Source organism: Brevibacillus sp. NSP2.1 (assembly GCF_000470975.2).
In the GTDB taxonomy this organism is placed as follows: Bacteria; Bacillota; Bacilli; order Brevibacillales; family Brevibacillaceae; genus Brevibacillus; species Brevibacillus agri.
On sequence record NZ_CP048274.1, the window covers coordinates 2609410 to 2635043 of the forward strand.

Annotated in this window: 33 protein-coding genes and 1 riboswitch; of the genes, 29 read left to right on the forward strand and 4 right to left on the reverse strand. The window is 54.6% G+C overall.

What is annotated here, in order from left to right; all coding sequences use genetic code 11:
- Positions 1-12 precede the first annotated feature (12 nt).
- Positions 13-507 (forward strand): acyl-CoA thioesterase, encoded by a 495-nt coding sequence (locus M655_RS13200; protein WP_005834877.1) that lies wholly within the window; start codon positions 13-15, stop codon positions 505-507.
- A gap of 144 nt (positions 508-651) precedes the next feature.
- Here the strand turns inward: M655_RS13200 and M655_RS13205 are convergent, their stop codons facing one another.
- A complete protein-coding gene (locus M655_RS13205; RefSeq protein ID WP_005834879.1) occupies positions 652-1116 on the reverse strand; it encodes an SgcJ/EcaC family oxidoreductase in 465 nt (154 codons plus the stop codon).
- A 309-nt stretch (positions 1117-1425) separates the two neighbouring features.
- Here M655_RS13205 and M655_RS13210 point away from each other — a divergent pair, with 309 nt between their 5' ends.
- The 11 genes from M655_RS13210 to M655_RS13255 all read left to right on the forward strand — a co-directional run bounded on the left by M655_RS13210 (position 1426) and on the right by M655_RS13255 (position 11163).
- Complete coding sequence (locus tag M655_RS13210; protein ID WP_005834882.1) at positions 1426-2325, forward strand: MurR/RpiR family transcriptional regulator; 900 nt, start codon at positions 1426-1428, stop codon at positions 2323-2325.
- Positions 2326-2364: 39 nt separating this feature from the next.
- Positions 2365-3669 carry a CapA family protein gene (locus tag M655_RS13215; protein ID WP_026557252.1) on the forward strand — a complete coding sequence of 435 codons (1305 nt, stop codon included), beginning with the start codon at positions 2365-2367 and terminating at the stop codon, positions 3667-3669.
- Between the two features lie 52 nt (positions 3670-3721).
- Positions 3722-4978 carry an MFS transporter gene (locus M655_RS13220; RefSeq protein ID WP_026557251.1) on the forward strand — a complete coding sequence of 419 codons (1257 nt, stop codon included), beginning with the start codon at positions 3722-3724 and terminating at the stop codon, positions 4976-4978.
- A 61-nt stretch (positions 4979-5039) separates the two neighbouring features.
- Entirely contained in the window at positions 5040-6536 is a 1497-nt protein-coding gene (locus M655_RS13225; RefSeq protein ID WP_005834887.1) for a long-chain-fatty-acid--CoA ligase, read from the forward strand.
- A 152-nt stretch (positions 6537-6688) separates the two neighbouring features.
- The gene (locus M655_RS13230; RefSeq protein WP_025847773.1) at positions 6689-7027 is read left to right on the forward strand and encodes a hypothetical protein; all 339 of its coding nucleotides are present in this window, start codon (positions 6689-6691) and stop codon (positions 7025-7027) included.
- Positions 7028-7560: 533 nt separating this feature from the next.
- Entirely contained in the window at positions 7561-7905 is a 345-nt protein-coding gene (locus M655_RS13235) for a hypothetical protein (protein WP_238503773.1), read from the forward strand.
- Complete coding sequence (locus M655_RS13240; RefSeq protein ID WP_238503774.1) at positions 7905-8609, forward strand: C39 family peptidase; 705 nt, start codon at positions 7905-7907, stop codon at positions 8607-8609. The genes M655_RS13235 and M655_RS13240 overlap by 1 nt, the downstream gene beginning before the upstream one ends.
- Before the next feature lie 58 nt (positions 8610-8667).
- Complete coding sequence (locus M655_RS13245) at positions 8668-8967, forward strand: hypothetical protein (RefSeq protein WP_005828764.1); 300 nt, start codon at positions 8668-8670, stop codon at positions 8965-8967.
- Between the two features lie 300 nt (positions 8968-9267).
- Positions 9268-9390 carry a hypothetical protein gene (locus M655_RS28080; RefSeq protein WP_353505639.1) on the forward strand — a complete coding sequence of 41 codons (123 nt, stop codon included), beginning with the start codon at positions 9268-9270 and terminating at the stop codon, positions 9388-9390.
- Between the two features lie 113 nt (positions 9391-9503).
- Positions 9504-9815: a thioredoxin family protein gene (locus M655_RS13250; RefSeq protein WP_025847777.1), complete on the forward strand. Its 312-nt coding sequence runs from the start codon at positions 9504-9506 to the stop codon at positions 9813-9815.
- 64 nt (positions 9816-9879) lie between these two features.
- Complete coding sequence (locus M655_RS13255; RefSeq protein WP_005828761.1) at positions 9880-11163, forward strand: glycoside hydrolase family 18 protein; 1284 nt, start codon at positions 9880-9882, stop codon at positions 11161-11163.
- A gap of 77 nt (positions 11164-11240) precedes the next feature.
- On the opposite strand, the gene M655_RS13260 is transcribed toward M655_RS13255, so the two are convergent.
- Complete coding sequence (locus M655_RS13260) at positions 11241-11414, reverse strand: hypothetical protein (protein WP_155808648.1); 174 nt, start codon at positions 11412-11414, stop codon at positions 11241-11243.
- A gap of 94 nt (positions 11415-11508) precedes the next feature.
- Between M655_RS13260 and M655_RS13265 the strand changes: the two genes are divergently transcribed.
- Positions 11509-11736: a hypothetical protein gene (locus M655_RS13265; RefSeq protein WP_007782024.1), complete on the forward strand. Its 228-nt coding sequence runs from the start codon at positions 11509-11511 to the stop codon at positions 11734-11736.
- 8 nt (positions 11737-11744) lie between these two features.
- Here M655_RS13265 and M655_RS13270 read toward each other — a convergent pair whose 3' ends face one another.
- A complete protein-coding gene (locus tag M655_RS13270) occupies positions 11745-12131 on the reverse strand; it encodes a DUF2203 domain-containing protein (protein WP_005828758.1) in 387 nt (128 codons plus the stop codon).
- 114 nt (positions 12132-12245) lie between these two features.
- Here M655_RS13270 and M655_RS13275 point away from each other — a divergent pair, with 114 nt between their 5' ends.
- The 16 genes from M655_RS13275 to M655_RS13350 all read left to right on the forward strand — a co-directional run bounded on the left by M655_RS13275 (position 12246) and on the right by M655_RS13350 (position 24432).
- A complete protein-coding gene (locus M655_RS13275) occupies positions 12246-13457 on the forward strand; it encodes a serine-tRNA(Ala) deacylase AlaX (RefSeq protein ID WP_025847784.1) in 1212 nt (403 codons plus the stop codon).
- A gap of 71 nt (positions 13458-13528) precedes the next feature.
- A complete protein-coding gene (gene kapB / locus M655_RS13280; RefSeq protein ID WP_005828754.1) occupies positions 13529-13912 on the forward strand; it encodes a kinase-associated lipoprotein KapB in 384 nt (127 codons plus the stop codon).
- Between the two features lie 41 nt (positions 13913-13953).
- Positions 13954-14064: riboswitch (TPP riboswitch) on the forward strand.
- Between the two features lie 210 nt (positions 14065-14274).
- Positions 14275-14478: a sulfur carrier protein ThiS gene (gene thiS, locus M655_RS13285; protein ID WP_025847789.1), complete on the forward strand. Its 204-nt coding sequence runs from the start codon at positions 14275-14277 to the stop codon at positions 14476-14478.
- 5 nt (positions 14479-14483) lie between these two features.
- Positions 14484-15254: a thiazole synthase gene (locus M655_RS13290; RefSeq protein WP_005828751.1), complete on the forward strand. Its 771-nt coding sequence runs from the start codon at positions 14484-14486 to the stop codon at positions 15252-15254.
- Positions 15247-16542: an acetylornithine deacetylase gene (locus M655_RS13295; RefSeq protein WP_035422720.1), complete on the forward strand. Its 1296-nt coding sequence runs from the start codon at positions 15247-15249 to the stop codon at positions 16540-16542. Before M655_RS13290 ends, M655_RS13295 begins: the two co-directional genes overlap by 8 nt.
- Positions 16543-16550: 8 nt before the next feature.
- Entirely contained in the window at positions 16551-17231 is a 681-nt protein-coding gene (tenA, locus tag M655_RS13300) for a thiaminase II (protein WP_007782039.1), read from the forward strand.
- Complete coding sequence (locus M655_RS13305; protein ID WP_005828746.1) at positions 17216-17995, forward strand: ABC transporter ATP-binding protein; 780 nt, start codon at positions 17216-17218, stop codon at positions 17993-17995. The genes tenA and M655_RS13305 overlap by 16 nt, the downstream gene beginning before the upstream one ends.
- Positions 17995-18756 (forward strand): ABC transporter permease, encoded by a 762-nt coding sequence (locus tag M655_RS13310; protein WP_005828744.1) that lies wholly within the window; start codon positions 17995-17997, stop codon positions 18754-18756. The genes M655_RS13305 and M655_RS13310 overlap by 1 nt, the downstream gene beginning before the upstream one ends.
- Before the next feature lie 21 nt (positions 18757-18777).
- Complete coding sequence (locus tag M655_RS13315) at positions 18778-19818, forward strand: ABC transporter substrate-binding protein (protein ID WP_026557249.1); 1041 nt, start codon at positions 18778-18780, stop codon at positions 19816-19818.
- A gap of 207 nt (positions 19819-20025) precedes the next feature.
- Positions 20026-20298: an autorepressor SdpR family transcription factor gene (locus M655_RS13320; protein ID WP_007782051.1), complete on the forward strand. Its 273-nt coding sequence runs from the start codon at positions 20026-20028 to the stop codon at positions 20296-20298.
- A gap of 1 nt (position 20299) precedes the next feature.
- Complete coding sequence (locus M655_RS13325) at positions 20300-20914, forward strand: SdpI family protein (RefSeq protein WP_005828738.1); 615 nt, start codon at positions 20300-20302, stop codon at positions 20912-20914.
- Between the two features lies 1 nt (position 20915).
- The gene (locus tag M655_RS13330; RefSeq protein ID WP_005828736.1) at positions 20916-21671 is read left to right on the forward strand and encodes a CPBP family intramembrane glutamic endopeptidase; all 756 of its coding nucleotides are present in this window, start codon (positions 20916-20918) and stop codon (positions 21669-21671) included.
- Positions 21672-21788: 117 nt separating this feature from the next.
- The gene (locus tag M655_RS13335) at positions 21789-21965 is read left to right on the forward strand and encodes a PLDc N-terminal domain-containing protein (protein WP_005828734.1); all 177 of its coding nucleotides are present in this window, start codon (positions 21789-21791) and stop codon (positions 21963-21965) included.
- A 44-nt stretch (positions 21966-22009) separates the two neighbouring features.
- Entirely contained in the window at positions 22010-22927 is a 918-nt protein-coding gene (locus M655_RS13340; RefSeq protein ID WP_026557248.1) for an ABC transporter ATP-binding protein, read from the forward strand.
- 11 nt (positions 22928-22938) lie between these two features.
- A complete protein-coding gene (locus M655_RS13345) occupies positions 22939-23709 on the forward strand; it encodes an ABC transporter permease (protein WP_286086015.1) in 771 nt (256 codons plus the stop codon).
- Between the two features lie 48 nt (positions 23710-23757).
- Positions 23758-24432 (forward strand): CPBP family glutamic-type intramembrane protease, encoded by a 675-nt coding sequence (locus tag M655_RS13350; RefSeq protein WP_286086016.1) that lies wholly within the window; start codon positions 23758-23760, stop codon positions 24430-24432.
- Positions 24433-24814: 382 nt separating this feature from the next.
- On the opposite strand, the gene M655_RS13355 is transcribed toward M655_RS13350, so the two are convergent.
- Positions 24815-25381 (reverse strand): hypothetical protein, encoded by a 567-nt coding sequence (locus M655_RS13355; RefSeq protein WP_005828728.1) that lies wholly within the window; start codon positions 25379-25381, stop codon positions 24815-24817.
- Between the last annotated feature and the right edge of the window lie 253 nt (positions 25382-25634).

The following is a 25634-nucleotide window of genomic DNA, read 5'->3' on the forward strand; positions in this document are numbered from 1 at the left end:
GGAGCAGCACAGATGGCAACAGAAGCCCAGATCGCAACAGAAGCACGGCCTGTCGGGCAGTCGAGAACTTTTTTGACAGACCTCGTCTTCCCGCCGGATACGAACCATCACAATACGATCTTCGGCGGCAAAGTAATGGCGTACGTCGACAAGATCGCCTGCATCGCGGCGATGCGCCATTGCCGCAAGCCGGTAGTCACCGCGTCCAGCGATTCGTTCGATTTCCTCGCGCCGATCAAGACAGGGGAAGCGATCAACCTGGAAGCGTACGTCACCTGGACGCACAACACGTCGATGGAAGTGTTCGTGAAGGTGGAGTCGGAAAATCTGTTGACAGGCGAAAAACGCATGACCGCGAGAGCGTACTTGACGATGATCGCCCTCGACGAGCAAGGCAAGCCGACGCTGGTGCCCGCCGTCATCCCGGAAACCGAGGAGGAGCGCCTCCAGCACGAAAAGGCGAAGCATCGCTACGCGCTGAGGAAGCAGCGGAAGGCGGAGTTGTAGTCACCGTTGCAAGAAACAGCATACAGCAACAAAAGCAATGCCAAAAGCCCTCACCGACAGGTTGAGGGCTTTTGCTGTGAGCGGCACGCAGGCACTAAGGGATCAAGGGCAAACACACAATGCGGCACGGGGAAAGCCGCAACGTCAAAACAACTGTTGCCGCACCAACGGCCGCAGCTCCTCTGTAAACTGCTCGACCAGCTCGGGCCGTCCGTGAAACTGTGCAGGCGTATTTTGAAACAGTACGGCTTCCCACTGCTCGCCCTGCTTTTTCGCTACGAGCGTCTGGTGCGCATGGAGCGCTGGATCAAGCTCGTCTTTTCCGGGAGGGATCATGCCGACCATGGCGCGAACCATCCCCACTTCCTCGCTGAGCAGGCATGCGGACTTGATTTTGTACACAAAGGGGGGAGTCAGATGGTGGGAAAAAACGTCGTGCAGGTGCGTAAAAATGGCGGCTCGTCCGATCAGATGGCTGCCGTCAAAGCCGATAAGCTCGCCGTCTGCCGCGAACGGAGCGGACATGCCGGATGCACTGTGTTCGTTCCAGCCGCGAATGACTTGCCGGTAGAGGGTGCGAATCGCATCTTCGTGTGTGGCTGTGCCCATCCTGGCGTACCTCCTTGGGTGGCTGTTTGAACCATAGTGTATCATACGAACCCGAAACGATGTCAAAGGTTTGACAGCACGGACCGAACGCCACTTTTCCGGATCGCGCCGCGAGTGTGCATGGTCTGTGGCTGCGTGCGCTTCGCCGCGACTGTGTGCCCATCCGGCTGGAGTCCGGGCGTACAGCGATGACAGGCAGCAAACTGAAGGATGAACTACATTTTCCAAGGTGTATTGAAGTGAATTAATACAAAAGATATACTATTCTAAAAACTTACACCAAACGAAACGCAAAGGAGTCTTTTCGGTATGGATCAGGATCAGCACCAGCACGTAAAAGAACGCATTCGCAAGCAATACGGCCATTTGACCGCCAGCCAAAAGATCATTTCCAAAATCGCCCTCGAAAAGCCGAGCCTGCTAGCTATCCATACGGCCAAAAAAATCGCGGAGCTGACGAATACGAGTGAGGCGACCGTCATTCGTTTTTGCTACGCGCTGGGCTATTCCGGCTACACAGAGTTGCAGGAGGAGATCAAAAAGTCGCTGTTGATCGGCGACCAGAGAAAGGGGCCGATCCAGAAATACCGCGACACCGAAGCTGCGCTCACCCGAGACAATTACGCGCACCAGGTCATCGAAACCGACATCGCCTACCTCCAGCAAAGCTTGCAGCAGATCGACTACGGCTTGCTGCATCAGGCTGTGCAAAGCATTATGGCGGCGCACCGGATCGTCGTCGTAGGGTTTCGCTGGTGCCACATCCCGGCCAAGTGGCTGTTTTCCGCCTTGAACGCGATCAAGGGCAACACCCACCTGTACACGGGCGCGGTCGACAACGCCGACTACTTTTTGACCGAACGCGAGCAGGAGTGGCTCGTCATTGCGCTTTCTTTTCCGCGCCATCCGAGCGAGACGGTCGCCATGGTGCATTCCGCCAAGGCATTGGGGGCAAAAGTGCTCGCGATTACCGAGGGCGAGCTGTCGCCGATCAGCCAGGCTGCCGATCTGCTGCTGAAAATCACGACGCCGCAGCCTGTTGCGACCAGCGGCATGCCTACGCTGTTTTCGGTGCTGAATGTCCTCGTCAAAGGGGTGATGGTCCACGATGCTGCGCGTGTGCAACAACGGCTGCAGCACTACGATGAGATCAGCTCGAAGCTCTACTCCTTCGTCGGAGAAGAGGAAGAAGACTTTTCGATCTATTAAAATCCAACGCTTATCAAAAAAGTAAGGGAGGATGCAGCCATGTCTTTGCCCGTTTGGTTCGCCGCTACAGGCGACAGCTTTCTCACACGCGACTTGCCTTATCGCGATCACGCTTTTCAGGAAGTAGCCCGTTTGCTGCATCGTGCCGATGTGCGCATCGCCAATCTGGAGTCGACCGTGCACGACAACGAAGGCTATCCGAGCGCGCAAAGCGGCGGCACCTGGGCGATGTCGCCGCCAGCTTCGTTGCAGGTATTGAAGGACTATGGCTTTAACATGATCGGCTGGGCGAACAATCACACGCTCGACTATTTGTACGGCGGGCTGGAAGCGACGGAGCGCCACCTGAATGAATACGGCTTCGTCCATGCCGGCGCTGGCAAAAATCTCGCGGAGGCGTCCGCTCCCCGCTATCTCGAATGCGAGTCGGCGAGAGTGGCCTTGATCGCGGCGACATCGACGTTCCATCCGTGGTGGGCGGCGGGCGAACAGCGTCCAGACAGCATCGGCCGCCCCGGAATCAATCCGCTGCGCTACGTCATGACGCATTATTTGCAGCCGGAAAAGCTCGCCAGGCTGCAAGAGATTGCCGCTGTGACAGACATCAACGCCTTCAACAAGCTATTGATCGAGGAAGGCTTCATGAACGATCCGGGCAAAGACGTTTTTTTGTTCGGAAACGCCCGCTTTATGGCGGGAGAAGAGGAGGGGACGACGACTCAGCCGCATCCGCGCGATCTGGCCCGGATCGTGCAGCGGATCGGGGAGGCGAAGCGGCGCGCCGACTACGTCGTGGTCAGCATTCACGCGCATGAGATGAAAGGCGATGCCAAAGAGGTGCCCGCAGACTTTTTGCCTGTTTTCGCCAAAGCGTGTATCGACGCCGGGGCGCATGCCGTGGTTGGGCACGGTCCGCATCTGCTGCGCGGCATCGAAATTTACAAAAACAGGCCGATCTTTTACAGCCTGGGCGATTTCGTCTTCCAGACCGAGTTGGTGACGACGCAGCCGGCCGATTTTTACGAACATTACGGGCTGGACCATACGCACAACGTCGCAGACGCGCTGGAGGCGATGAGCGCGAACTACACGCGCGGCTTGTGCGTGCACAAAGAGGTGTGGCAGTCGGTCATTCCGCTGTGGAGCATGCAAAATGGCGAGCTGGTCGAGCTGGAGCTGCACCCGATTGAACTTGGCTTCGAGCAGCCTGTCTATCGGATGGGCTGGCCGAGACTGAGCGCGAACCCGGAGATTTTGCTCGGACTGCGGGCGCTTTGCGAACCGTACGGCACGGTTATCGAAATGGACAACGGCATCGGGCGGGTGCGGCTGCAAAAAGGCTGAGCTGGCTGCGCCGAATCTGCTTTCCATCCCATACTTGAATGGAGTGATTCACATGATGGCGAGAATCACCATGGTCATGCTGTTCGTGCTGTACATGATTAACTATGCGGACAAAACGATTGCGGGCTATTCTGCGGTACCGATTATGGCAGAGTTTTCCCTGTCGCAAAAAGAGTGGGGGCTGGTCGGAAGCAGCTTCTTCTGGTTTTTCTCGATCGCCGGAATCCTGGGGGCGGCGCTCTCGGACCGGATCGGGACGAAAAAGATGCTCGCCATCATGGCTTTGTCCTGGACGGTCATCCAGTTTGGCGCTTATGCGATCGCCGGATTGCCGATGCTCGTGGTCGCGAGGGTGCTGCTTGGCATCGGCGAAGGCCCGTTTTGGGCGACGGTGGTCAGCCACCTGAACAAATGGTTTCCCGAAGAAAAGCGCGGGCTCGTCTATTCGACCGTCAACTTCGGCGCTTTTGTGGGCGCTGTGGCCTCGGCTCCGCTGCTGGTTTCGCTCATTGACAGCAACGGCTGGCGGTTTGCCTGGGCGTTCATGGGCGCTCTCAGCCTGATTTGGCTTTTGATCTGGCTGTGGGTCGGCAAGGACAGACTGCCGATCAGCGTCGAGGCGGCAAAGCCTGCGGCAGCTTTGCCCAAAGCCAGGTGGACAGACATCTCCGGCGTCCTGCTCTCGGCGACGTTTTTGCTCTGCTTTCTCATTTATTTCGCGCAAATTTGGGGCACGACGTTTGCCTCTGTATGGGAGCCTGTCTACCTGGTGCAAGTCATCCATTTAACGAATCAGCAAATGGCCTACTCGATTGCCGGGATGGGGCTTTTGGCAGGGCTGATGACCATCCTGATTTCCTGGACAGGGGATCGCCTCTATAAAAAGCATCGCAGCTACCGAAAATCGTACGTGCTGGTAGGGGGAGTCTCGATCATTTTGGGTGGCGTGTGCTTTTATGCGGTCACCTTCGTCCAGTCGACGCCGCTTGTGCTAATCGCGCTCTGCCTGGGAAAAGGGTTTGCTTTTTCCGTGGGCACGGCCGCCTCTGTCATCGTCAGCAGCATGCTGCCAGAACGCACGGGCTTGCTTGTAGGCGTGCTGTCCAGTCTCGTCACGCTGGCCGGGATAATTTCTCCGCTCGTCACGGGCTCGATTGTGCAGGCAGCAGGGAATGTCGGCGTCGGCTTCAGCCATGCGATGATCGTGAATGCGCTCTTGTTTGTCGGCTGCGGCGTCCTCTTTCTGCTCTTTGCCAAACGGGAAGAAAAAAAGACGCCGTTGCTCGCAGAAATCCCTACGGTTTCCTAAAAGAAATGCTTTATCCGGCTCGTTTCAGGTGTTAAAATTTTCTGAAAAGGGGGTAGATGTGATGTATCATTTGAATGAAAACTTGCGGCAAAGCGCACAAAATTTCCCGGACCATCCCGCCTACATATTTTCGGGGGAGACGACCACGTACCGAGAATTGAACCAGCAGGTGGATGAGCTGGCCTCCGGCTTGGCCAAGCTCGGGATCGGAAAAGGAGACGCTGTTGCGCTCATCATGGACAATCGGCCACAGTTTGTAAGCGCTTACTACGCGATTTTGCGGACAGGTGCTGCCGTCGTCCCGATGAATCCGATCTACACGCCGCGGGAGATCAGCTTTATCCTCGCCAACAGCCAGGCTAAAGCCGTGATCGCCCTCGCCGCGCTCGAACCTGTCCTTACCCCCTTGAAGGAACAACTGGAGCATGTGACACATCTCATCTACACGGAGGCGACAGGCGACGAGCTGACGCTGGAGCAGGTCGCACAAGCGGGGGACGGCAGCTTTGTCGAGCTAGAGCGACACGAAGACGATCTCGCTGTGATTTTGTACACGTCCGGCACGACCGGGCAGCCGAAGGGCGCGATGCTCTCTCACCGCAACATGGCTTCCAATGCAGAAGCGATGGGGATTTTGTTCGAGCTGCTCCCCGAAGATCGGGTGGTAGCGGTGCTGCCGATGTTCCACGTCTTTTGCATGACGGTTTGCCTCAACGGTCCGATTCGCTACGGCGCATCCATTATCATCATTCCACGCTTCCATCCGGTAGAAGTGGTCAATACGATCCGCGAGCAAAAAGCGACCTGCTTTGCGGGCGTTCCGACGATGTACAACTACATGCTCCAACTGCCGAATGCGACGAAGGAAGATTTCGCTTCCGTCCGTCTCTGCTGCTCGGGCGGCGCATCCATGCCAGTCGAGCTCTTGCACAAGTTCGAAGCCAAGTACGAGGTAATGATCCTGGAAGGCTACGGGCTGTCCGAGGCGGCTCCGGCCACTGCCTTCAACCCGTTGCGCGGGACGAGAAAGCCTGGCTCGGTCGGAGTGAACATCCCCCATGTCGTGAACAAGGTCGTCGATCCGGAGGGCAACGAGTTGCCGCGCGGCGAAGTCGGCGAGCTGGTGGTGCAAGGCCCGAATGTCATGCTCGGCTATTTGGGACTGCCGGAAGATACGGCCGCTACGCTTCGAAACGGCTGGCTGTACACGGGCGATATGGCGCGGATGGACGAGGAAGGGTATGTGTACATCGTAGACCGCAAAAAAGACATGATTCTCGTCGACGGCTACAACGTCTACCCGCGCGAGGTGGAGGAAGTGCTCTACCAGCACCCGGCGATTATCGAGGCGGCGGTGATCGGCGTGCCGGACGAAGTGCACGGCGAAGCAGTCAAAGCTTTTGTCGCGCTCAAAGAAGTAGCGGTGTCCCAGGAAGACATCGTCGCGTTTTGCCAGGACAAATTGGCGAAGTACAAAGTGCCGCGCCTGGTCGAAATCGTACCGGAGCTGCCGAAAAACAGCACGGGCAAAATTTTGCGCCGCAGCTTGCGCAAGTAATCTGCGCTTGGACGTGTGCGACATAGTTAGCTGATTGTGATTGACAGAAGGAGAAGAGCCAGACCCGCGCGGGATCTGGCTCTTTTTTGCCCAGAGCGGATTCTTATACGGAATAACGGGAGGGCACCTTTCATCAAGGGTATTTCGTTTACGTGATCGTCGTAAGCTGGACTGACTGGCTTTGGGCAAACAGTCGAGGCGCGCGGCGGCAAAATTCAGGCGGAAATGGGCGGCGCAACACCGGCGTCGATCCGTACATGCTGGCATCGGTCATTCAAAAATTTTGTACGGTACTTACCAAAACGCGACCTTTTGCGCCGACCACATGCCCAAAAGACTTGCAGCTCTATGCAGCAGCAGCCCACGAACAGCACGTGCCCGTACTCGTCGGAGGCACGGTATCGCAGATGTACGAAGTAGCAAAGGCACAGGACAAAGGAAGCTGGAATTCGTCCGCGGTCTGCACGACGACAGAGAAGCAGGTTGGGTGAGTATTGGGCGGTAGGGTTTTCTACATTTGCAAAAAGTCGATGCTTCCTGTAGAGGAGCATCGGCATTTTTTGTCGCTTGCTTGCAGATAGCTGTATTTTTTTGTGAATGCGGGAAAAAGAGGATTGCTTACTCCACCGCATCATCGGTCGATAACGGATAGCTGCTCTCATAAGAAAAGGGCTTCTGCTTCACTTGGTGACCGTTAGCATGGCAAACACCGCGTTACAGTTTGAATTCTTAGTAAATAGTTTGAACGAAATTGGGGAAGATAGATTGAAGATCGTGTTAATGTATTGGATCGTATTACACAATGTCTAATTACAAGGTTATTCCTGATGCACATTAAAAATGGTCGGAATCGACAAAACATTATAGACGATTCTGAGTGCAAATGTTGATACGAAATGGTATAATGTGTAATAAAATACATAAGGAGGTAATTTGGTGTTTAAGAAACTAATCTCATTATTTTTTTGCATTATCGCTCATCTTAGTACAAGCAACATTTGTCGCACAAGCAAAGAGCAACGAAGTGACAGAAGAAGTTGTAGATCAAGTAGCAAAAGAATATTTGAAGAGATTGAAGACTACTGTAGAGTTTGAAGACAAAACCAATGTGATTCCATTTTATGACCTTGATGATAACGAGTTAGGTTACTATTATCAGTTTGAGAATGGGGAAGAGAGCTTCTTTATGTTACTATCATCCAATACTGACTACTCACCGCTTTTCTCAGCCGGAAGTGGCGAACCTGATATTAAGATCATAGACGATGATGGTAAATATTATTACGCTGGTAATGTGACTCTCTATAAAGCTGAAAGTGATACAAATGTTGTAGATAGAATTAATGATGCATTGAAAAAAGCTCTTTGATGCAGAAAAGCGTAAGCAAAAGTAATCAGTTAGATAAAAGAGAATTGCGCATTAAGAAAAACTCAAAATCAATAGATAAATGGGAGTTGTTTATCTCTGATAGTAAAACCACATCTCGTAAAGATACATCAGCTGTTTCAACCGCAGCAGTAAAAGAGGATTATATCAAAGGTGTTGAAATAATGAATCAATGGGGGAGCGGTGTGGACTATCCAGCTAGTTCTTGTGGGCCGACTACCCTCGCAACAATAGCTGAATACTGGAGATCTGAAGAAAGCAAAAGTAAAATACGCGGACTTGATTATTACTCGGAAGCGGATATGATTAACCACATGTGGGATACACATGGAGGGACAGTTTTAGGGATGACTACTGGCAAACTAAGAGATGCTATAAAAATTCACACTAATGAACATGGAGGTAAGTATTCTGTTAAAACAAATAGTTTCAATAATTTCACTACCTATAAATCGGAAATTAGAGCAGATAGACCTCTAGCAATTAAATTCGATGATTGGTTTGTGTTTGACGATAGTTGGGGGGATGAATATGTTTATGATTACCATTGGACAACAGGAGTAGGATATATTGAAGGTGATGGCGATGAAATAATGTATATCCATGATAGTGTAGGCGGTGTTGCTTATATCGATTATGTAACTCATGAGGATATTGTTACTATGGTATCAATAGATATTAATTAGTTAATAGTACGTCTAGGGTAAGTAAGAGACTTACTCTAGACGTAAGGAGATATAGAATATGCTGAAACGAATTATAAAAATCGTTGGGGTTCTTTTGATCCTAGCAGTTCTTGTTAGTGGATGCTCTGAATTCTTCGGAACGATCAATGGTAGAATAGCAGCAAACAAACATGCTATTGAGTACATAAGCAAGAAATACAATGTTCCTATCGAACAACTTGGAGCAGATATACCTTCTTATAGATATGGACAGCGATTGTATGTTACAGGTATCAATGATAAACAAGAACAAAAAAAGTATACTGTATATGTCAGAATGTGGGGAGAGGGTGAAGTTATGAATATTTATGAGGAATGATAAATGGACCTCTGTCAATAGATTAAATACACTAAACCGAGAGAATTACGTAAGTGAATCAGAGTTTATGTTCGTATTGGTTTGGAGAGATACCCGATTAATGAGTGGAGAAGCATGTGATGTATCGACTTTCCCAAATTTACTTGACACGAAGGTAAGACCAATATTGGACTTTCATCAATCCTCTTTACACGGAGTTAAGACGAAGGATAACTTTGTGTAAAGAGGTTATTTTTCTATGCGTAAAAGTATGACAACGCCTTAAAGATAACTGCCGTGTTGCAAATCATGCATGAAGGAATGAAAGTCTCCCCTGTTGCGAAAGCTTCAGGCCTTCCTCCTACGACGCGTAGCCGATGGGAGTATGAATATCAAACACACGGTGATGAAGCCTTTGCAGGTAACGGGAAACGTATCAATTGAGATAGTTGGCTGTGCGTTCATTTCCGTTCTTTTCCTTTTCCCTCCGCCCATTGACAAGGCATTCCCGACATGCCTAGCATAAAGAATCAAGAAAAAGGAAGGGAAGGCGCCAGATGCAAGAAATCGACACCACCACGCTCAACCGCCTTTGCCAACAAAACAAGCCCTTCGCCTTGTTCATCTACACTCCCATGTGCGGCACCTGCAAGCTGGCGGAGCGGATGCTGCACGTCACCAGGGAAGCGCTCCCGGGGCCGCTTCCGTTGTACCAGCTCAACATCAACACGGCCGCAGCCCTTGCAGAGCGGCTGCAAATCACGAGCGTCCCGGCCCTGTTCCTGTTTCGCGGGGAACAGGTCACAGGCAGGCATTATGCGCTGCGCTCCGTCGGTTATTTGTACGACGTGCTGAAAACACTCGTCTAGACAAACACCTATCTCCTTCGTCCTGAATAAAAGAAAGAGAGACATATTGCGAAGGGGGAGGCGCATGCAAATCCATGTCGTGGAAGAAGGACAGACGCTGTCCGGAATAGCAGCAGCGTATGGGACGACGGCTGAGGAGATCGCGGAGGCAAACGAGCTACCCGATCCGGGCAGGCTCGTCGCGGGACAGGCGATGGTGATTCCGATTGTCGGGAGCTACTACTGGGTCAGGCAGGGAGACACCTTGTACACGATCGGGCAGCGCTACCAGATCAGCGCAGCCGAGCTGGCCCGCGTCAATAACATATCGCAGTACCGCCCGTTGCAAATCGGGCAACGCTTGTACATCCCGCCCCGTCCACGTCGGGCGGCGGATTTCAACGCGTATGCGGAGCCGCGCAGGACGGTGTCGGCAGCACTGGAAGCGGACGTGCGCACGGCGGCACCGCATTTGACGTACCTGGCGCCGTTCAGCTTTCGGATCAGGCGGGACGGGACGCTGGCCCGGCCGCCATTGAACGATTTTCCTGCCATTGCAAAAGAAAACCAGGTCGTGCTGATGCTCGTCGTCACCAACCTGGAAAGCGACCAGTTCAGCACCGAGCTGGGCGGGCTTATCCTGAACGACCAGGAGCTGCAAAACAAGGTGCTCGACAACATTTTTCAAACGGCGAGAGAGCTTGGGATGGGGGACATCCATTTCGATATGGAGGCGCTCCCGGCTGCGGATCGCGAGGCGTACATCCGCTTTTTGCGCAGGGCTCGCGACCGGGCGCACGCTCAGGGGATGATGATTTCCGTCGCTTTGGCACCGAAGACGAGCGCCGAGCAGCAAGGCAGATGGTACAGCGCCCACGATTACCGGGCGATTGGCGAAATTGCCGACTTTGTCGTCATCATGACGTATGAGTGGGGCTACAGCGGGGGGCCGCCGATGGCCGTGTCACCGATCGGGCCTGTGCGTCGCGTCCTCCAATACGCGCTGACCGAAATGCCGGCCGAAAAAATTTTGATGGGCCAAAACTTGTACGGCTACGACTGGACGCTGCCTTATGAGCAGGGGACGACGGCGAGAGCGTTGAGTCCGCAAGCGGCGATTGCCTTGGCGGCGCGGGAAAACGCCGTGATTCGCTACGATTACCGGGCGCAGGCGCCGTTTTTCCACTATACGGCAGACGACGGCAGGCGGCATGAAGTATGGTTTGAGGACGCCCGCTCGATTCAAGCCAAGTTCGATCTGGTGAAGCAACTGGGCATACGCGGAGTCAGCTACTGGAAGCTCGGTTTGCCGTTTCCGCAAAACTGGCTGTTGATCGAAAGCAACTTCCGCGTCCGCAAACGGGCGTAGCGAGAAGGCGTGCAATCCACTTTCGGCTTGTACGCCTTTTTCGTTTTCCGGCTGGTACTTTTTTCGCCGTGTGCCTGTCAGCCAGTCAGGAGGGCGCACGCTCCTTTTGTCTGCTGGCTGGCGCAGTTCCCGGCAATGGACGACGACTCGTTGCAGAACAGATAGCGGTTCGTCGCCAGAGGCGGGTACAAAACAGCCAGGCTGTCCGACAAAACGAGCCTCTCGCTGTTTCGCGCGTGCTTTTTCAGCAACGCCGGGCCGCTGCAAGTGTTGGCCCGGTCACGTTTTCGATTGGCAGCAATCGTGGTATGATGGAAAAAGAATACGTAGAAAAGGAGAGAAAGTATGGGAGAATGCAAGCTGGATCACAGCAAAGAGGATGTGCAAAAGAAGTTGGCCGAGCAAGCGCCGTTTTTGTCCGAAGAGCGGGTAGGACAGTTCCAGCGCATGCTGGAAGGAGAGCTTAGCCAGGAGCGTTTGAACGAGCTGTTTCACCTGTTGAAAAAATACGATCTGGCAAGCCCGGAAGAGCGCCTCGTGCGCGAACAGCAGATGGATCGGCTGTTTGGCTAAAAAAGCCGTCACCGGATCGGCTTGCGGCCCATGAAGCCCTCGCGCAACCCGTGGTAGTGGGTGATGGATTCCTCGCCCTCGCGCCAGCACAGGAGCACTTCTTCGCCGTCGATGATCGCGGGAAAGTCGAACAGGCCGATGTCGATGTCCTTCACCTGGATGCCTTTGCCGATCAGTTGGGTGACGTGCATCTTCGCTTCCAGTTCGAGAAACTCAAGCTGGCATTCCACCGAAAAGAGCGCCTCTTCGTCAACGGGCTGCTGCTTTTTGATTTGCTCGCGCTTTTGATACATTTCGTAGAAAGAGCGCTTCGATTTTTGCAAAAACGAGAGTTCTTCACGTACATAGGGCAACAAGTCGTTCGCTTCCTGAAGCGTAAAGATTTTTTTGTTCACGGATCATCCCTCCACGATCTCTATTTTATTAGTATAATATCACCCTTGGCGGGAGAAAATGGCCGGAATGGAAAAAGCGCAAATGGCTTTCCGCTCCGGCGGCAAGGAGCAAAGATGGAAGACAGAATCTATTATCAAGATGCGTATGCGACAACGTTTTCGGCGCGCGTACTGCGGCAGGGCACGGAAGAGGATGGAACGCCGTACGCTGTGCTGAGCCAGACGGCGTTTTACCCGACGGGAGGCGGACAGCCCGGGGATGTGGGCACGCTCAGAGAATGTCGGGTCATCGACGTGGAAGAAGTAGCGGGCGAGGTGCGTCATCGGCTGGAAGCTCCGCTGCCGGAGGACTGCGCGGAAGTGGTCGGGCAGATCGATTGGGACCGCCGCTTCGATCACATGCAGCAGCATGCCGGACAGCACATTTTGTCCGCCGCGTTTCTGGAAGTCGCGCGGGCGGAGACGGTCGCGTTTCATTTGGGAAAAGAACGCGTGACGATCGACGTGCGCCTGGATGAGCTGACAGCGGATTTGTGGGAAGCAGTCGAGCAGCGGGCCAACCAGGTCGTGCTGGAAAACCATCCGATCATCGCCCGGTTTGTCGACGACGAGGAGCTGGCTACGTTGCCGCTGAAAAAACAGCCGACGGTCACGGAAAATGTCCGCGTCGTCATCATCCCCGAGTACGACTACAATCCGTGCGGCGGCACACATCCTGCGCGCACGGGCGAAGTGGGCATGATTAAAATTCTCGGCTGGGAGCGCCATCGCGGAAACATCCGGCTGGAGTTCATCTGCGGCTTGCGGGCTTTGCGGGATTACACGCGCAAGCAGGCGGCTGTGCGCGAGCTGGCGAAGCGGTTTGCGACCAGCGAGGCGGAGCTGATCGCGCAGGCAGAGCGCGTACTGGCCGAACGGGACAGCTTGAAAGCAAGGCTCGCCGACGCCGAAAAGCAACTGCTGGAAGGCGAAGTCCGAAAGCAGCTTGGCGTGGCAGAGCAAGTGGGAACTGTGCGTGTCATCGCGCAAGTTTTCCCGGACAAAACGATCCAGCAACTGCAGCAGTTCGCCCAGCTCGCAGTCGCGGAGGCGCCGGACGTCGTATGCTTGCTGGCCGCAGCGACTGACGAGAAGACCCAGCTTGTGTTTGCGCGGGGGCAGGACGTGAACGTCGCCGTCAACCAGCTTATCAAGGAGACGCTGCCGTTGATTGCCGGAAAAGGCGGCGGCAATCCGGCGATGGCGCAGGGCGGCGGTCAACCAGCGCCTGCTGCGGACGAAGTGTTGGCGCACGCCCGCAAGCTGCTTGCCCAGTCGCTGGCCTGACGGACTAGCTGTGGGCAAGGCCGTTCACGCCTGGCCCCTACCATGATGGATGATGCGAGGAGGAAACGACGATGTTTTGGAACCCCGGCGATAAAGTTCGCGTGACGCAGCGGACAGGAGAATATATCGCGGAAGTGCTGGAAATTCACGATACGAAGCTGTTGGTCAAGGTGCTGGCGGTGACGAAATACCCGCAGCAGGGCGACCTGCATACGTCCTACGAGGTGGATGTGCCGCTGTTCCACCAGCGCCCAGCGCTCTCCTACCAGGAAAAATTCATGACCCCGGCCGCATCCGTCATCCGCTACAACGGCGAAGTGCCGGACTACAAGGAGTCCGTGCGCAAAGCGATGGAGCGGGAAATGGAGAAGCTGAAAAAAATGGCGGCCTGGTCCGAGCGCTGCCTGGTTGAACTGGAAGCGATGTACAAGGAAACCTTTACAAACACGAAATAGAATGGTACTGTAATACTCGAACGTACGACAATTTCATAGGTTTACTACCAAACGGGGGCCGAGCATCGTCGGCTGAGATTGTAACGAGCGTGTTACTGACCGTTGAACCTGACCTGGGTCATGCCAGCGGAGGAAGAGGTATATGAATCGATTTCACGGTGCGGCAGTTGCGGCGTATTTGCCGGAATGCTGCTACCAGATGATGAGATCAACTCAACCATCCCACGGCGGATGGTTTTTTTCTTCCATCTGTCCGATGGGATACATATACGGCTTCCACCGTTTGACTGGGGTGACTTCCGGCAAGCGAGGGAGGCCGTTTTTTCGTCCCTCGACAGGTGCCATCAAGAAGGAGGAATACAATGGTTGTTGTGCTGAACGGAAAAACAGCAGAGCTGTCGGCTGAGATCAACACAGTCCGCGCCTTGCTCGCTTCGTATTCCCTGCAAGAGAAGATTGTCGTCGTGGAGCGCAACGGAAAGATCATCGACCGCTCCCAGTATGAACAAACGCCGATTGCAGACGGAGACCGCATCGAAATCGTTCATTTTGTCGGAGGAGGATGACCAGCATGGATACATGGAAAATTGGCCCTTACGAGTTTCGCTCCCGCCTCTTGCTCGGGACCGGAAAATTCGCAGATTTGGAAACGCAAGGAAAAGCAGTCGAGGTGTCGGAAGCAGAAATTTTGACGTTTGCGATTCGCCGGCTCAATTTGGAAAATCCGCAAGAGCCGAACTTTTTGGAACAGCTCGACCTGAAAAAATTCACCCTGCTGCCGAACACAGCGGGAGCCTATACGGCAGAGGAAGCGGTGCGTATCGCCCGTCTGGCGAAAGCATCCGGCTTGTGCGATATGATTAAGGTGGAGGTCATCGGCGACCCGAAAACGCTGCTGCCTGACCCGATCGGCACGCTGGAAGCGTCGAAAATACTGGTCGAAGAAGGCTTCATCGTGCTGACCTACACCAACGACGATCCGATTCTCGCCAAGCGTTTGCAGGAAGTGGGCGTGCATGCCGTCATGCCGGGCGCGTCCCCGATTGGCTCCGGACAAGGCATCGTGAACGAAAACAACCTCCGCTTCATCATCGAGGACGCCAAAGTGCCGATTATCGTGGACGCGGGCATCGGTTCGCCAGCCGATTGCGCGAAAGCGATGGAGCTGGGCGCTGACGGCGTGCTGCTGAATACGGCAGTCGCGCTCGCGGACAATCCGGTGCTGATGGCCGAAGCGATGAAGCTCGGCGTGGAAGCGGGGCGCAAAGGCTTCCTCGCAGGACGGATCGCGAAAAAGCGCTACGCGTCGGCGAGCAGCCCGACAGAAGGGATGATTGAGTAGCGTGGACCGACTGACAGAAGCGGTAGAATCGATTTCCAGGCGCAAAGAAGAGTTGTTTGCCCTCCTGGCAGAGCTCGTTTCCCATCCGACTGTAAGTCCGCCAGCGCGAAACAGCGACGCGGCGCAAACGGTACTCGCCCATCGGCTCGCGGCCATCGGCTTTGAGGTCGACCGCTGGACTGTCTACCCCGGCGATGACAACGTCGTCGGCCGACTGCCGGGCAGCGCTTCCGCCCAGGCGAACAGCCTGATTATCAACGGGCACATCGACGTCGCGGAAGTCGGCGACGATGCGAGTTGGACGTATCCGCCGTTTTCCTTGACGTGCGGCGCAGACGGGCGGCTGTACGGACGCGGTGTAGCAGACATGAAAGGTGGACTGGCTGCGAGCCTGTTCGCCATCCAGATGCTGCGCGAGCACGGCGTCGAGCTGGCAGGCGATTTGCTGTTCCAATCGGTAATCGGCGAGGAAGCGGGCGAAGCCGGGACGCTGGTGGCGCTCGAACGCGGCTACCAGGCGGACTACGCCGTCGTCGTCGACACGAGCAACCTGCACATGCAAGGGCAGGGCGGCGTGATTACCGGCTGGATCACGATTGAGAGTCCGACGACCTTGCACGACGGGATGCGGGCGAAAACGATCCATGCCGGAGGCGGCGTGCGCGGCGCGTCTGCGATTGAAAAAATGGCGAAAATCATTACGGCGCTGCAGGAGCTGGAACGCGACTGGGCTGTGATGAAGGCGTACCCCGGCTTTGCGGCTGGCAGCAATACGATCAACCCTGCCGTGATCGAGGGAGGACGCCATGCTGCGTTTATTGCGGATCGCTGCGCGCTCTGGATTACGGTTCACTTTTATCCGAACGAATCATACGAACAGATCATTCGCGAGATCGAGGACCATGTCGGACGCGCAGCGGCGGCCGATTTGTGGCTGCGCGACCATCCCCCTGTGTTTCGCTGGGGCGGTCGCTCCATGATTGAGGAGCGCGGAGAAATTTTCCCGTCCCTGGAGCTGGACACGGAGCATCCGGCTTTGGCGCAGTTGCAAGCCGCCTATGAGAGCGAGCTGGGCGAGGCCCCTGTGGTGAACATGTCTCCTACCGTCACAGATGCGGGCTGGTTCGCGCACGCAGGCATTCCCGCCGTACTGTTCGGCCCGGGCGAGCTGAAGCACGCCCATGCCGTCGATGAGTCGATTGATCCTGACCAGCTTGTCCGGTTTGCCCAGATTATGGCCCGTTTTATCGCGAACTGGTGCAACACGCCAAAGGAAGCGAAGGAGTGAAAAAAAGCATGGCAACCTTTACAGACCGTTTGTTACGCAGCGTCGCCCCGATCTGGGAGCGCGTTCACCAGCATCCATTTGTAACCGGCCTTGGTGACGGCACGTTGCCTGTAGAGTCGTTCAAATTTTACATGAAGCAAGACTACATCTATCTGATCGATTACGCCAAAATGTTCGCGCTCGCCAGCGTGAAGGCCTACGATCTGGAGACGAGCGCCCGGTTCGCCGCCCTGCAGGAATCGACGCTCAACATGGAGATGGAGCTGCACCGCCAGTATGCGGCGCGCTTCGGCATTTCCCGCGAGGAGCTGGAAGCGACCGAGCCGTCCTTTGTCATGCTGGGCTACACCAGCTACATGCTGCGAGTCGCGCACCAAGGCTCGCTGGCAGAGCTGGTCAGCGCGCTTTTACCGTGCACGTGGAGCTACTGGGAGATCGGCAAGCGGCTGGCGCAGGTAGAAGGGGCGCTGGACCACGAGCTGTACGGCGAGTGGGTGCGGATGTACAGCTCGGACGAGTTCGGACAGCTTGCGATCTGGCTGATCGACATCATGAACGAGCTGGCAGACGGGAAAAACGAGCAGGAGCTGGCGAGACTGGAAGAGTATTTCGTCAACACCTCCAAAATGGAGTACATGTTCTGGGATATGGCCTATAGAGAGGAAATGTGGCCGTGCGCGATCAACTAGCTTTCTCCAACGTCCGCTTTTCCTACACAGGCACGCCGATTCTCGAAGACTTTGATCTGCGAGTGAAAAAAGGCGAGTTCGTCAGCATGATCGGGCCAAGCGGGATCGGAAAAAGCACGTTGTTTCAGCTTATCGCGGGACTTTTGCAGCCCGAACAGGGAGAAATCCGGCTGGGCGAGGAACGGATGGAACAGCGGCTGGGGCAGGTAGGCTACATGCCCCAGCGCGATCTGCTCATGCCGTGGCGCACGATTGTGGAAAATGCCGCCTTGCCGCTGGAGATCAAAGGCGTGCCGAAAAAGGAAGCGCATGCGCGCGTCCGGCAAGAGCTGCCCCGGTACGGACTGCACGAGTGGGCAGACGCCTATCCTGCCCAGCTTTCCGGCGGCATGCGGCAGCGCGTCTCTTTTTTGCGGGCGCTCTTGTCCGGGACAGACCTGATGCTGCTCGACGAGCCGTTCAGCGCGCTCGATGGCATTACGCGGCTCGACATGCAGGAATGGCTGATGGAAAAATGGCAAGAGACAGGCAGTACGATGCTGATGATTACGCACGACATCGACGAGGCGATCTTGCTTGCTGACCGCGTGATCGTCCTGCTGGGCAAGCCGATTCGCCAGCCTGTGGAGCTGCACGTGTCGATTCCGCGGCCGCGAGCAGTGGGCAGCCGGAATCAGCCCGGCTTTCTGGCCTTGCGCGAACAAATCTGGGCCTTGCTGCGCACAGAGCAGTCCAGGTTGCAATCGCTGGGGAGGGAAGCGTGATGGGCAGAGGGATCTGGTTCGGCATTTCCATCGCGCTGTTTTTCGTCGCCTGGGAGGCTGTTTGCCGCCTGCTGGCTGTGCCGCCGTTCATCTTGCCGCCGCCGAGCGCAGTCGTGCTGGCGCTGTGGGAGCTGCGTGGCTCGCTTCTCGGGCTGCATTTGTGGGCGACCTTGAAGGAAGTGCTGCTCGGCCTGTCTGTCTCGATCGTGTTTGGCGTTTTGCTCGCTTTTGCGATGAATATGAGCCGAGTCGTCGAGCGACTGGTCTATCCGTATATCGTCATATCCCAAACGATTCCAATTATAGCATTATCCCCTGTTTTTATTTTGTGGTTCGGATACGATTTGTCCGGAAAAATCGCGGTGACGATCCTGTTTACCTTTTTCCCGATTGTCGTCAATACGTATGACGGACTGCGCTCTACCGACAAAGAAATGCTGCAGCTATTGAAAACGATGGGCGCTACCCGCTGGCAAATGTTCGCGAAGCTGCAACTGCCGTCGAGCTTGCCGCATTTTTTCAGCGGCTTGAAGGTGGCTGCGACATACAGTGTCGCGGGTGCAACGATCGGGGAATGGCTCGGCGCGAGCGAGGGACTTGGCTACTTCGGCAGACGGGCATCGGGCAATTTTCAGGCGCCTGCGCTGTTTGCCTCGGTCCTGCTGCTCTCCGTCCTCGGCATGCTGCTTTTCTGGCTCGTCGGGCGGATCGAGCGCCATCTGTCCCCGCACACAAAAGCGAAACACCCAACATCCAAGTAAGAAAAGTAGGGAGATCAAACTATGAAACCGATGAGTAATAAATGGACAAAAGCCATCCTGGCCCTGACGCTGGCTACCGGACTTGCTGCGTGCGGCAATCAGTCTGGCGCTGGCACGACCGCGCCGCAGACACCAGCTCCGGCTGAAAAAGCGGCGGAGCCTGCCGAGCTGACGATCGCGCTCGACTGGTATCCGAATGCGGTGCACTCTTTCCTGTACGCCGCAGAGGAGCAAGGCTTTTTCAAGGAAGAAAACCTCAAGGTCAACCTGCAAATGCCATCGGACAGCAACGATCCGCTGAAAATGGCGGCGGCAGGCAAAGTCGACCTGGCTATCAGCTACCAGCCGCAGCTCGTCCAGGCGCGCGCCGAAGGGATTCCGGTCGTGGCTGTCGCGGCACTCGTGCGCCATCCGCTCAACGTCATCATGACGCGCAAAGACGGCGACATCGACAGCCCGCAAAAGCTGGCAGGCAAAAATATCGGCTACCCGTCCATTCCGCTCGACGAATCGATCGTTCGCCAGGTGGTGAAGCATGCGGGCGCAGACGACTCCGGCCTGTCCTTTACCGACATCGGCTTTGACATCGTTCCGGCCTTGACTGCGAAAAAAGTAGACGCGGTAGTAGGCGGCTATATCAACCACGAACAGCTCATTCTGGAGAAAAACGGCATCCCGGTTCACGTCATCAAGCCGTCTGATTCTGGCGTGCCGGATTACTACGAGCTTGTGCTCGCGACCAGCGACGAGACGCTTGGCAAAAAGCATCAGGCGGTCGAAGGCTTCCTGCGCGCGATTGCCAAAGGCCAAGACTACGTGAAAAACAACAAGGAAAAGGCGCTCGACTTGCTGCTCGCCAAGCAAGCCGCTGAGTTCCCGCTGGAAAAAGACATCGAAACAAAAAGTCTGGACATCCTGATTCCGTTGATGGATGCGGGCGACAAGCCGTTTGGCTCCATGACAGCCGAGTCGTGGCAAACGTTGATCGACTGGATGAAACAAGAGAAGCTGATTACGACCGATGTGAAAGTGGAAGACATCATGCGCGATCTGGTGAAATAAGCACAAGCGCAGAAGCAAATAGCAACCCCCGTTAGCCAAACAGCCCGGAACGATTTCTCGTTTCCGCAGGGCGAGGCTATCGGGGGGTTTTGCATAAGGGCAATAGGTGAGTTGACTGGAAGGTTTTTACATGGTATCTTTGAGTTAGTTATTTTGATAAATTTCTAAATATCTAATAAAGATATTCTGAAAGTAGGATCGATCACTATGTCCATGAATCATGCCTTTAAGGCGCTGTCTGATCCCACAAGGCGAAAAATTCTTGATCTGCTGCGGGAAAAAGACAGGACGGCCGGGGAAATTGCCGAGCATTTTCAAATGACAAAACCGAGCATCTCGCATCACCTCAATCTGTTAAAGCAGGCGGAAATGGTTTTCGATGAGCGAAAAGGGCAAAACATTTACTACTCGTTAAATACGACCGTTTTTCAGGACCTGTTGAAATGGTTTATTCAATTCCATTCGAAAGAGGAGTCATGAAATGAAAATATCCCGCTTGACTATTTTGTGTTTCCTTGCCAGCGTCGTGATGGCGGTGATTTGTTATCCCTCCATGCCTGACACCATGGCCGTTCACTGGGGAATAAACGGCGAGCCGGACGGTTTTGCGCCCAAGCTCGTGGGCGTAGCTTTTGTTCCGATCATGATGGTGGTACTATTTCTGGCTTCCCGCTATCGCGAGCAGAGCTACCAAAAGTTTGCGAGCAGCAAGGACGCGATCATGCATACGCTGATGGTTGCGCTCCTCGTCATCCACGGCCTTATCATCGGATATGGTTACGGATATATGGTGAACATGGCGACCGCAGCGACGCTCATTCTCGGGGTTTTGTTCATCACGATGGGCAATTTTATGCCGCGTTTTCGCCATAACTATATGATCGGGATTCGCACGCCGTGGACGCTGGCTAGCGAAGAGGTCTGGAAAAAGACCCACCAACTGGGGTCCCGTGTATTTTTTATCGGCGGGCTGCTCATCGTCCTCACCTCATTTTTGCCAGCACCGCTTCACTTTATCGTGCTGTTGTTTCTGATCGTGGCAACGATTCTTGTCACGATGGGGAGCAGTTACTACTATGCCAAAAGGAGGGAATAAAATGAAGAACTTGAAAATAGCGTTATTTTTGTCGGGGCTGAGTGCGATCGGGTTTGTCGCGGCCACGCCTTACTTGCTAACCATGATAGGGGATGCGGTAGCTATGGTGCCGCTTCCGTTGCCTGCTGTGATCGCCTTGTTCGTCTTGCAGGGCAGCATCACGGCGTTTCTGCTTTCGTGGGCGGGCTTGACTTTGGCGGGCAAGGTCGGGCTGGATGCTCCGATCTTGCGGAAATGGTTGTATAAAACGGGCGGTGCATCGTTTAACCGACAAGGAATCGTGCAGGCGGTCATCTTCGGGCTGCTCGGAACGCTGATGATCTATTTGCTGGAACGGCTGATTTTTCAACCGCTCATGCCGATACTCGCGGAAAAGGCGCAAGAGTTGAATGCGCCGGTCTGGGCAGGCGTCCTGACCGCCATTCAGGGCGGAGTGTACGAGGAAGTCATGGTACGGCTGTTCATGATGACACTCGTGGTCTGGATTTTGAGCAAGCTGTTCGGGCGTCAGTCCTCTCCAAAGCCGTGGATGTACTGGATCGGAATTTTCGGCGCAGCCTTTTTGTTCGGGCTCGGCCATCTTCCGGCAGCGTCCGTCTATTTTGGAGAGATTACTCCGCTCTTGTTTGTCCGGACCATCGCCTTGAACGGGGTGGCAGGCATTTTGTTTGGCTACCTCTACTGGAAGCGCGGGCTGGAGTACGCGATGATTGCCCACGCGATCGGCGATATCCTGCTTCACGGCTTTTTGAGCTAAGGGAAGCAGGTTTGTTTTTGCAACTTACTGGGAAATAACGGAATGTCTCCCGTAAACTTACAAGGTTGTGGTGAGCTAAACTTTAAAAAAATTAGAAAAAATTGGAAGTATCGCTCGATGCCGGATATGCAGCTTCTCGCCCCGCTTATTGCCATTCAATTGCTTCTGATGATTATCGCCTTGATCGACCTCGTTCGCCGCGACCCAGCTAGAGTCGCAGGCGGGAAAAAATGGCCGTGGGCGCTCGGTATCGTCTTTATTAACACCCTGGGTCCCATCGTTATTTCTTCGTAGGCAGAAAAGACTAGCCCAAGACACGAAGAAAGGGTTGACATGGTTTGCGCGTAATCGAATGCGAAAGTCTCACAAAGGAATACAAAGACCATAAAGCGCTGAAGGATGTATCTTTTACCATCGACAGCATCGGCTGCGTCGGTTTTTTCGGCGGAAACGGTGCCGGGAAAACGACGACGATCCGCATCCTCACAGGCTTGGCTGCCCCGACAGCGGGCAAGGTGAAAGTGGTCGGCTACGATGTCGTAACCGAGCGCAACAAGGTCACCAGCGAAGTCGGCTATTGCCCGCAAATTCCCGCCTTTTACAACTACATGACAGCGACTGAGTGGATGCACTGGGTAGGCAAACTGTACGGGCTGGACAAGCGTACGGTGAAAGAGCGAACCAATGAACTGTTGGAGCTGTGCGGAATCAGCGAGGCGCGGAACCGCCCGATCACCGGCTACAGCGGAGGGATGAAACAGCGTCTGGGAATTGCCCAGGCGCTCATCCACAACCCGAAGCTGCTCGTTTTGGACGAGCCAGTCTCCGCCCTCGACCCGATGGGCAGACACGACGTTTTGCTGTTGATCGAAAAGCTGAAGCGGCACATGACCGTCTTCATGTCGACCCACATTCTCGATGACATCGAGAGAATCGCCGACCACATCATCATCATCAAAGACGGCACCGTGCTTTTGTCGTCCAGCCTGGAAGAGTTGCGGGCCAACCACGTGGAGCCGCTAATCGAGTTCAAGCTCGATCAGGAGGACCTTGATTTGACCGACGTGTTGGACGGGCTTGCGTGGGTCAGGGAGTGGAGCCAGGATGGGGGCACGTACAAGGTGATGGCCAGTGACATGGAAAAAGCCAAGGAAAGCTTGCCGCACATTCTTCTGGAGTCGGGCGGAACGCTTGCGTACTACCGTCTGTCAGCATTGACACTTCAGGATATTTTCCTAAAGGTTGTGAATGGATGACTTCCTACCCAATGATTCGAATAGAATTTCAGGAACTGATGAAAACGTACAAAATTCTCATCGTTCCGATTGTGTTTATCGCCTTGATGATTACACAGCCGATTACGATGAAGATGCTGCCGGATATTTTGGCCAATTCCACCGGACTGCCGAAGGGAACGGTCATCAATATTCCCACCCCGTCTGCTCCGGAAGTGCTGTCGACGGCGATCAGCAAGTTCAGCTCGCTCGGCACTTTTGTGCTGATTCTCGTCGTCATGGGCACGATTGCCGGGGAAAAAGCGTCAGGGGTTGCCTCCATGGTATTCGTCAAGCCGGTCAGCCGGGCCAAGTACTATCTCGCCAAAGCCATTACCTATTACACGTTGACAATCGGAAGCATGCTGATCGGGATGGGGATAACCGCTTACTACACGGAGCTGCTTTTCGGCAAACTCGATTGGGCGCACGTGTGGCTCGGGACGTTCATGTACATACCGAATCTGTTGCTTGTCGTCACCACGACCCTTTGCGCCTCCAGCTTTTTTGCCAACGCCGTCGGGGCGGGGGGAGCGTCGCTGGTCTTCAATATCGTGGTCTTCACCGTCCCGCAATTTCTCGGCAAATTTTTGGACATGGTCTCCCCGGGCGGATTGCCCAATGCCGCGATGATGATGATTCAGGAAAATTCGACGCTGGCTGAAGCGGCGATCACCGGGTTGCCGGGGCTGGCGGGCGTCTTTGCGCTCAACATCGTGTTTTTCTTCATGGGCTGGTACTTCCTGGAGCGATCTGAAATCTAGGCAGGGGGCGTCGCTGAGGAACACTTTTGGCTAATCTGGACGGTCAGCGTGCTGTGCGCTTTCTGCATCATCCCGGTGCAGTCCAGGACGATTCGCAGGCAAGTGCAGCTACAAGCAGAAGTCCATCCCACTGGCAGAGTCCCGCCAGTCCCAGTCCTGGTTGCGGTGATGATGCTTCAGACCTCTGTATTGCTCGCTCTGGCGACTGCGGCAGGTTTGTGGCTTTTGCCTGCAACCGGACTGCGGCTGTGGGTGGTAGAGCACTCGTCGCAAGGAGTGGCGCTACCTTTTTCGCTCCAGGCTTTTTGGGTTGTCTCCGTCGTCTCGGGGGTTGTGGCAGGGATCGTGGTCAACTTCGTGGACCGCTGCTGGTTTCAGCCGCACATGACCGCGAAAAGGGGACAAGCAGCGATCTCATCACGATTCCTCGGTTTGCTCTCGTCTTTTTACGGTGGGGTTTGCGAGGAAGTGCTCATGCGGCTCGGGGTGATGACCGTTGTCGTGTTTTTCGCCCAGAAGCTCGGGCTTGGCGGCAGTTCCTACTGGCTCGGCATCGCTGTCGCCGCCATCGTGTTCGCTTGCGCCCACCTCCCGGGGAATTACATGACGTATGGAAAAGGCAGCATCGTCACATGCTGGACGCCCGTAATCCCCCTTTTCTATTCTGGAGAGGGGGATTCTGTTGTCGCGCACAGAAAAAAAGCGAGTGTTTTTATAGATTAAACGCAGCTTCAGTGTGTGGCTGCGGTGTCAAAAAACTGCTTGTGTGAAGACAAAGGGGAGTACAGCTTTGAAATATTTCACAAAAGATTGGTATGCCCTTTTTCAGAAATGAAAATCGTCGCTGAAAACGTCTTGATCGAGGAACAACCGGCGTAACGAAAAGAAAACCCCCTCCGGGCAGAGGCGGCCAGCCACGGTGGCGTGGCTGGCAGATCCATGTCTGCTTGGAGGGGAGCCTGTTACGAGCGGCGTTTTCTTTTGCTTCCTGAACGTATTTGCTACGTTCCATTTCATCAGCGCTTCGCTTCCTGTCATGTGGGAAACGGGAAGAAAGGGGACGATGCAACGGTGATGCGAGCTGGTGCTTTCACTGCGAGAGCGGTTACGAAATCTGTTTTTCCGAGACGACAGTTTCGCCGTCCTTGCCGAAAGCCGTGATGGAAAACATCTCGCCCTGTTTGACCGGGAGCTGGGCGTACCACAGACGGAAGGGGAACAGCTCGTTGTCGATAATTTCCGCCTGGAGCGCCTTTCCGGTCTTTTCGCTTACGACCATCAGGCTGTCAACTTCCGGGTCGAGAATGACGCCAAACAGCATCGGGAACGGGGAGTCGAACGGGTTTTCTTTTCCATTGGCAATGTATTGCGTGGAAAAGGCAGAATCAGGCAGCGGAACTTCGGAAACAGCGGGGATGGTGTGACTGCCGCCATTTCCCCATTTCCAGCCAAGGATCGTTTTCTTGGCAAATTCGGCGTCAATTATCTGGCTATCCTCGCGAACGAGGAAGAATAATGTGCCTTTATCTGTACTTGCTTCATGAAAAACGGTGCCGATTTCTTCTCGCATGCTTTCGATCGCCTCAAGCGCAGTGGGAGAAGAATCGTCGGTCAGAACATAACTGAAGGTGAAGAGGGTGAGCAAACATAAAAAAAGGGCAATTCGTGTCATAGTGAACTCTCCTGTAAGTGTTTTTCCATGACAGAAAGCTTTTGCTACAGTCTTATTTTACCAACAAATCATCATATAATCCATAGCTTATATGTGTGAATTTGCTGTGAACGGAATTACGGTTTTCTTTTCAGGCAAAACCCCCCTATAATAGAGAGGAATGCTTGTACGAGGGGAAGTTTTCATGAGCGACAAACACGATCAAAAAACGAACAACAAATGGGTCATCCTGGGCTTTGTCGGCTGTGTGCTG

What these genes read in the sequence shown, in the direction of transcription:
- M655_RS13200 (WP_005834877.1), top strand. Translation starts at nt 13, where the DNA reads ATGGCAACAGAAGCCCAGATCGCAACAGAAGCACGGCCTGTCGGGCAG.
- M655_RS13205 (WP_005834879.1), bottom strand. Translation starts at nt 1,116, where the DNA reads ATGGGCACAGCCACACACGAAGATGCGATTCGCACCCTCTACCGGCAA.
- M655_RS13210 (WP_005834882.1), top strand. Translation starts at nt 1,426, where the DNA reads ATGGATCAGGATCAGCACCAGCACGTAAAAGAACGCATTCGCAAGCAA.
- M655_RS13215 (WP_026557252.1), top strand. Translation starts at nt 2,365, where the DNA reads ATGTCTTTGCCCGTTTGGTTCGCCGCTACAGGCGACAGCTTTCTCACA.
- M655_RS13220 (WP_026557251.1), top strand. Translation starts at nt 3,722, where the DNA reads ATGATGGCGAGAATCACCATGGTCATGCTGTTCGTGCTGTACATGATT.
- M655_RS13225 (WP_005834887.1), top strand. Translation starts at nt 5,040, where the DNA reads ATGTATCATTTGAATGAAAACTTGCGGCAAAGCGCACAAAATTTCCCG.
- M655_RS13240 (WP_238503774.1), top strand. Translation starts at nt 7,905, where the DNA reads ATGCAGAAAAGCGTAAGCAAAAGTAATCAGTTAGATAAAAGAGAATTG.
- M655_RS13245 (WP_005828764.1), top strand. Translation starts at nt 8,668, where the DNA reads ATGCTGAAACGAATTATAAAAATCGTTGGGGTTCTTTTGATCCTAGCA.
- M655_RS28080 (WP_353505639.1), top strand. Translation starts at nt 9,268, where the DNA reads ATGAAAGTCTCCCCTGTTGCGAAAGCTTCAGGCCTTCCTCCTACGACG.
- M655_RS13250 (WP_025847777.1), top strand. Translation starts at nt 9,504, where the DNA reads ATGCAAGAAATCGACACCACCACGCTCAACCGCCTTTGCCAACAAAAC.
- M655_RS13255 (WP_005828761.1), top strand. Translation starts at nt 9,880, where the DNA reads ATGCAAATCCATGTCGTGGAAGAAGGACAGACGCTGTCCGGAATAGCA.
- M655_RS13265 (WP_007782024.1), top strand. Translation starts at nt 11,509, where the DNA reads ATGGGAGAATGCAAGCTGGATCACAGCAAAGAGGATGTGCAAAAGAAG.
- M655_RS13275 (WP_025847784.1), top strand. Translation starts at nt 12,246, where the DNA reads ATGGAAGACAGAATCTATTATCAAGATGCGTATGCGACAACGTTTTCG.
- kapB (WP_005828754.1), top strand. Translation starts at nt 13,529, where the DNA reads ATGTTTTGGAACCCCGGCGATAAAGTTCGCGTGACGCAGCGGACAGGA.
- thiS (WP_025847789.1), top strand. Translation starts at nt 14,275, where the DNA reads ATGGTTGTTGTGCTGAACGGAAAAACAGCAGAGCTGTCGGCTGAGATC.
- M655_RS13290 (WP_005828751.1), top strand. Translation starts at nt 14,484, where the DNA reads ATGGATACATGGAAAATTGGCCCTTACGAGTTTCGCTCCCGCCTCTTG.
- tenA (WP_007782039.1), top strand. Translation starts at nt 16,551, where the DNA reads ATGGCAACCTTTACAGACCGTTTGTTACGCAGCGTCGCCCCGATCTGG.
- M655_RS13310 (WP_005828744.1), top strand. Translation starts at nt 17,995, where the DNA reads ATGGGCAGAGGGATCTGGTTCGGCATTTCCATCGCGCTGTTTTTCGTC.
- M655_RS13315 (WP_026557249.1), top strand. Translation starts at nt 18,778, where the DNA reads ATGAAACCGATGAGTAATAAATGGACAAAAGCCATCCTGGCCCTGACG.
- M655_RS13320 (WP_007782051.1), top strand. Translation starts at nt 20,026, where the DNA reads ATGTCCATGAATCATGCCTTTAAGGCGCTGTCTGATCCCACAAGGCGA.
- M655_RS13325 (WP_005828738.1), top strand. Translation starts at nt 20,300, where the DNA reads ATGAAAATATCCCGCTTGACTATTTTGTGTTTCCTTGCCAGCGTCGTG.
- M655_RS13330 (WP_005828736.1), top strand. Translation starts at nt 20,916, where the DNA reads ATGAAGAACTTGAAAATAGCGTTATTTTTGTCGGGGCTGAGTGCGATC.
- M655_RS13335 (WP_005828734.1), top strand. Translation starts at nt 21,789, where the DNA reads ATGCCGGATATGCAGCTTCTCGCCCCGCTTATTGCCATTCAATTGCTT.
- M655_RS13345 (WP_286086015.1), top strand. Translation starts at nt 22,939, where the DNA reads ATGATTCGAATAGAATTTCAGGAACTGATGAAAACGTACAAAATTCTC.
- M655_RS13355 (WP_005828728.1), bottom strand. Translation starts at nt 25,381, where the DNA reads ATGACACGAATTGCCCTTTTTTTATGTTTGCTCACCCTCTTCACCTTC.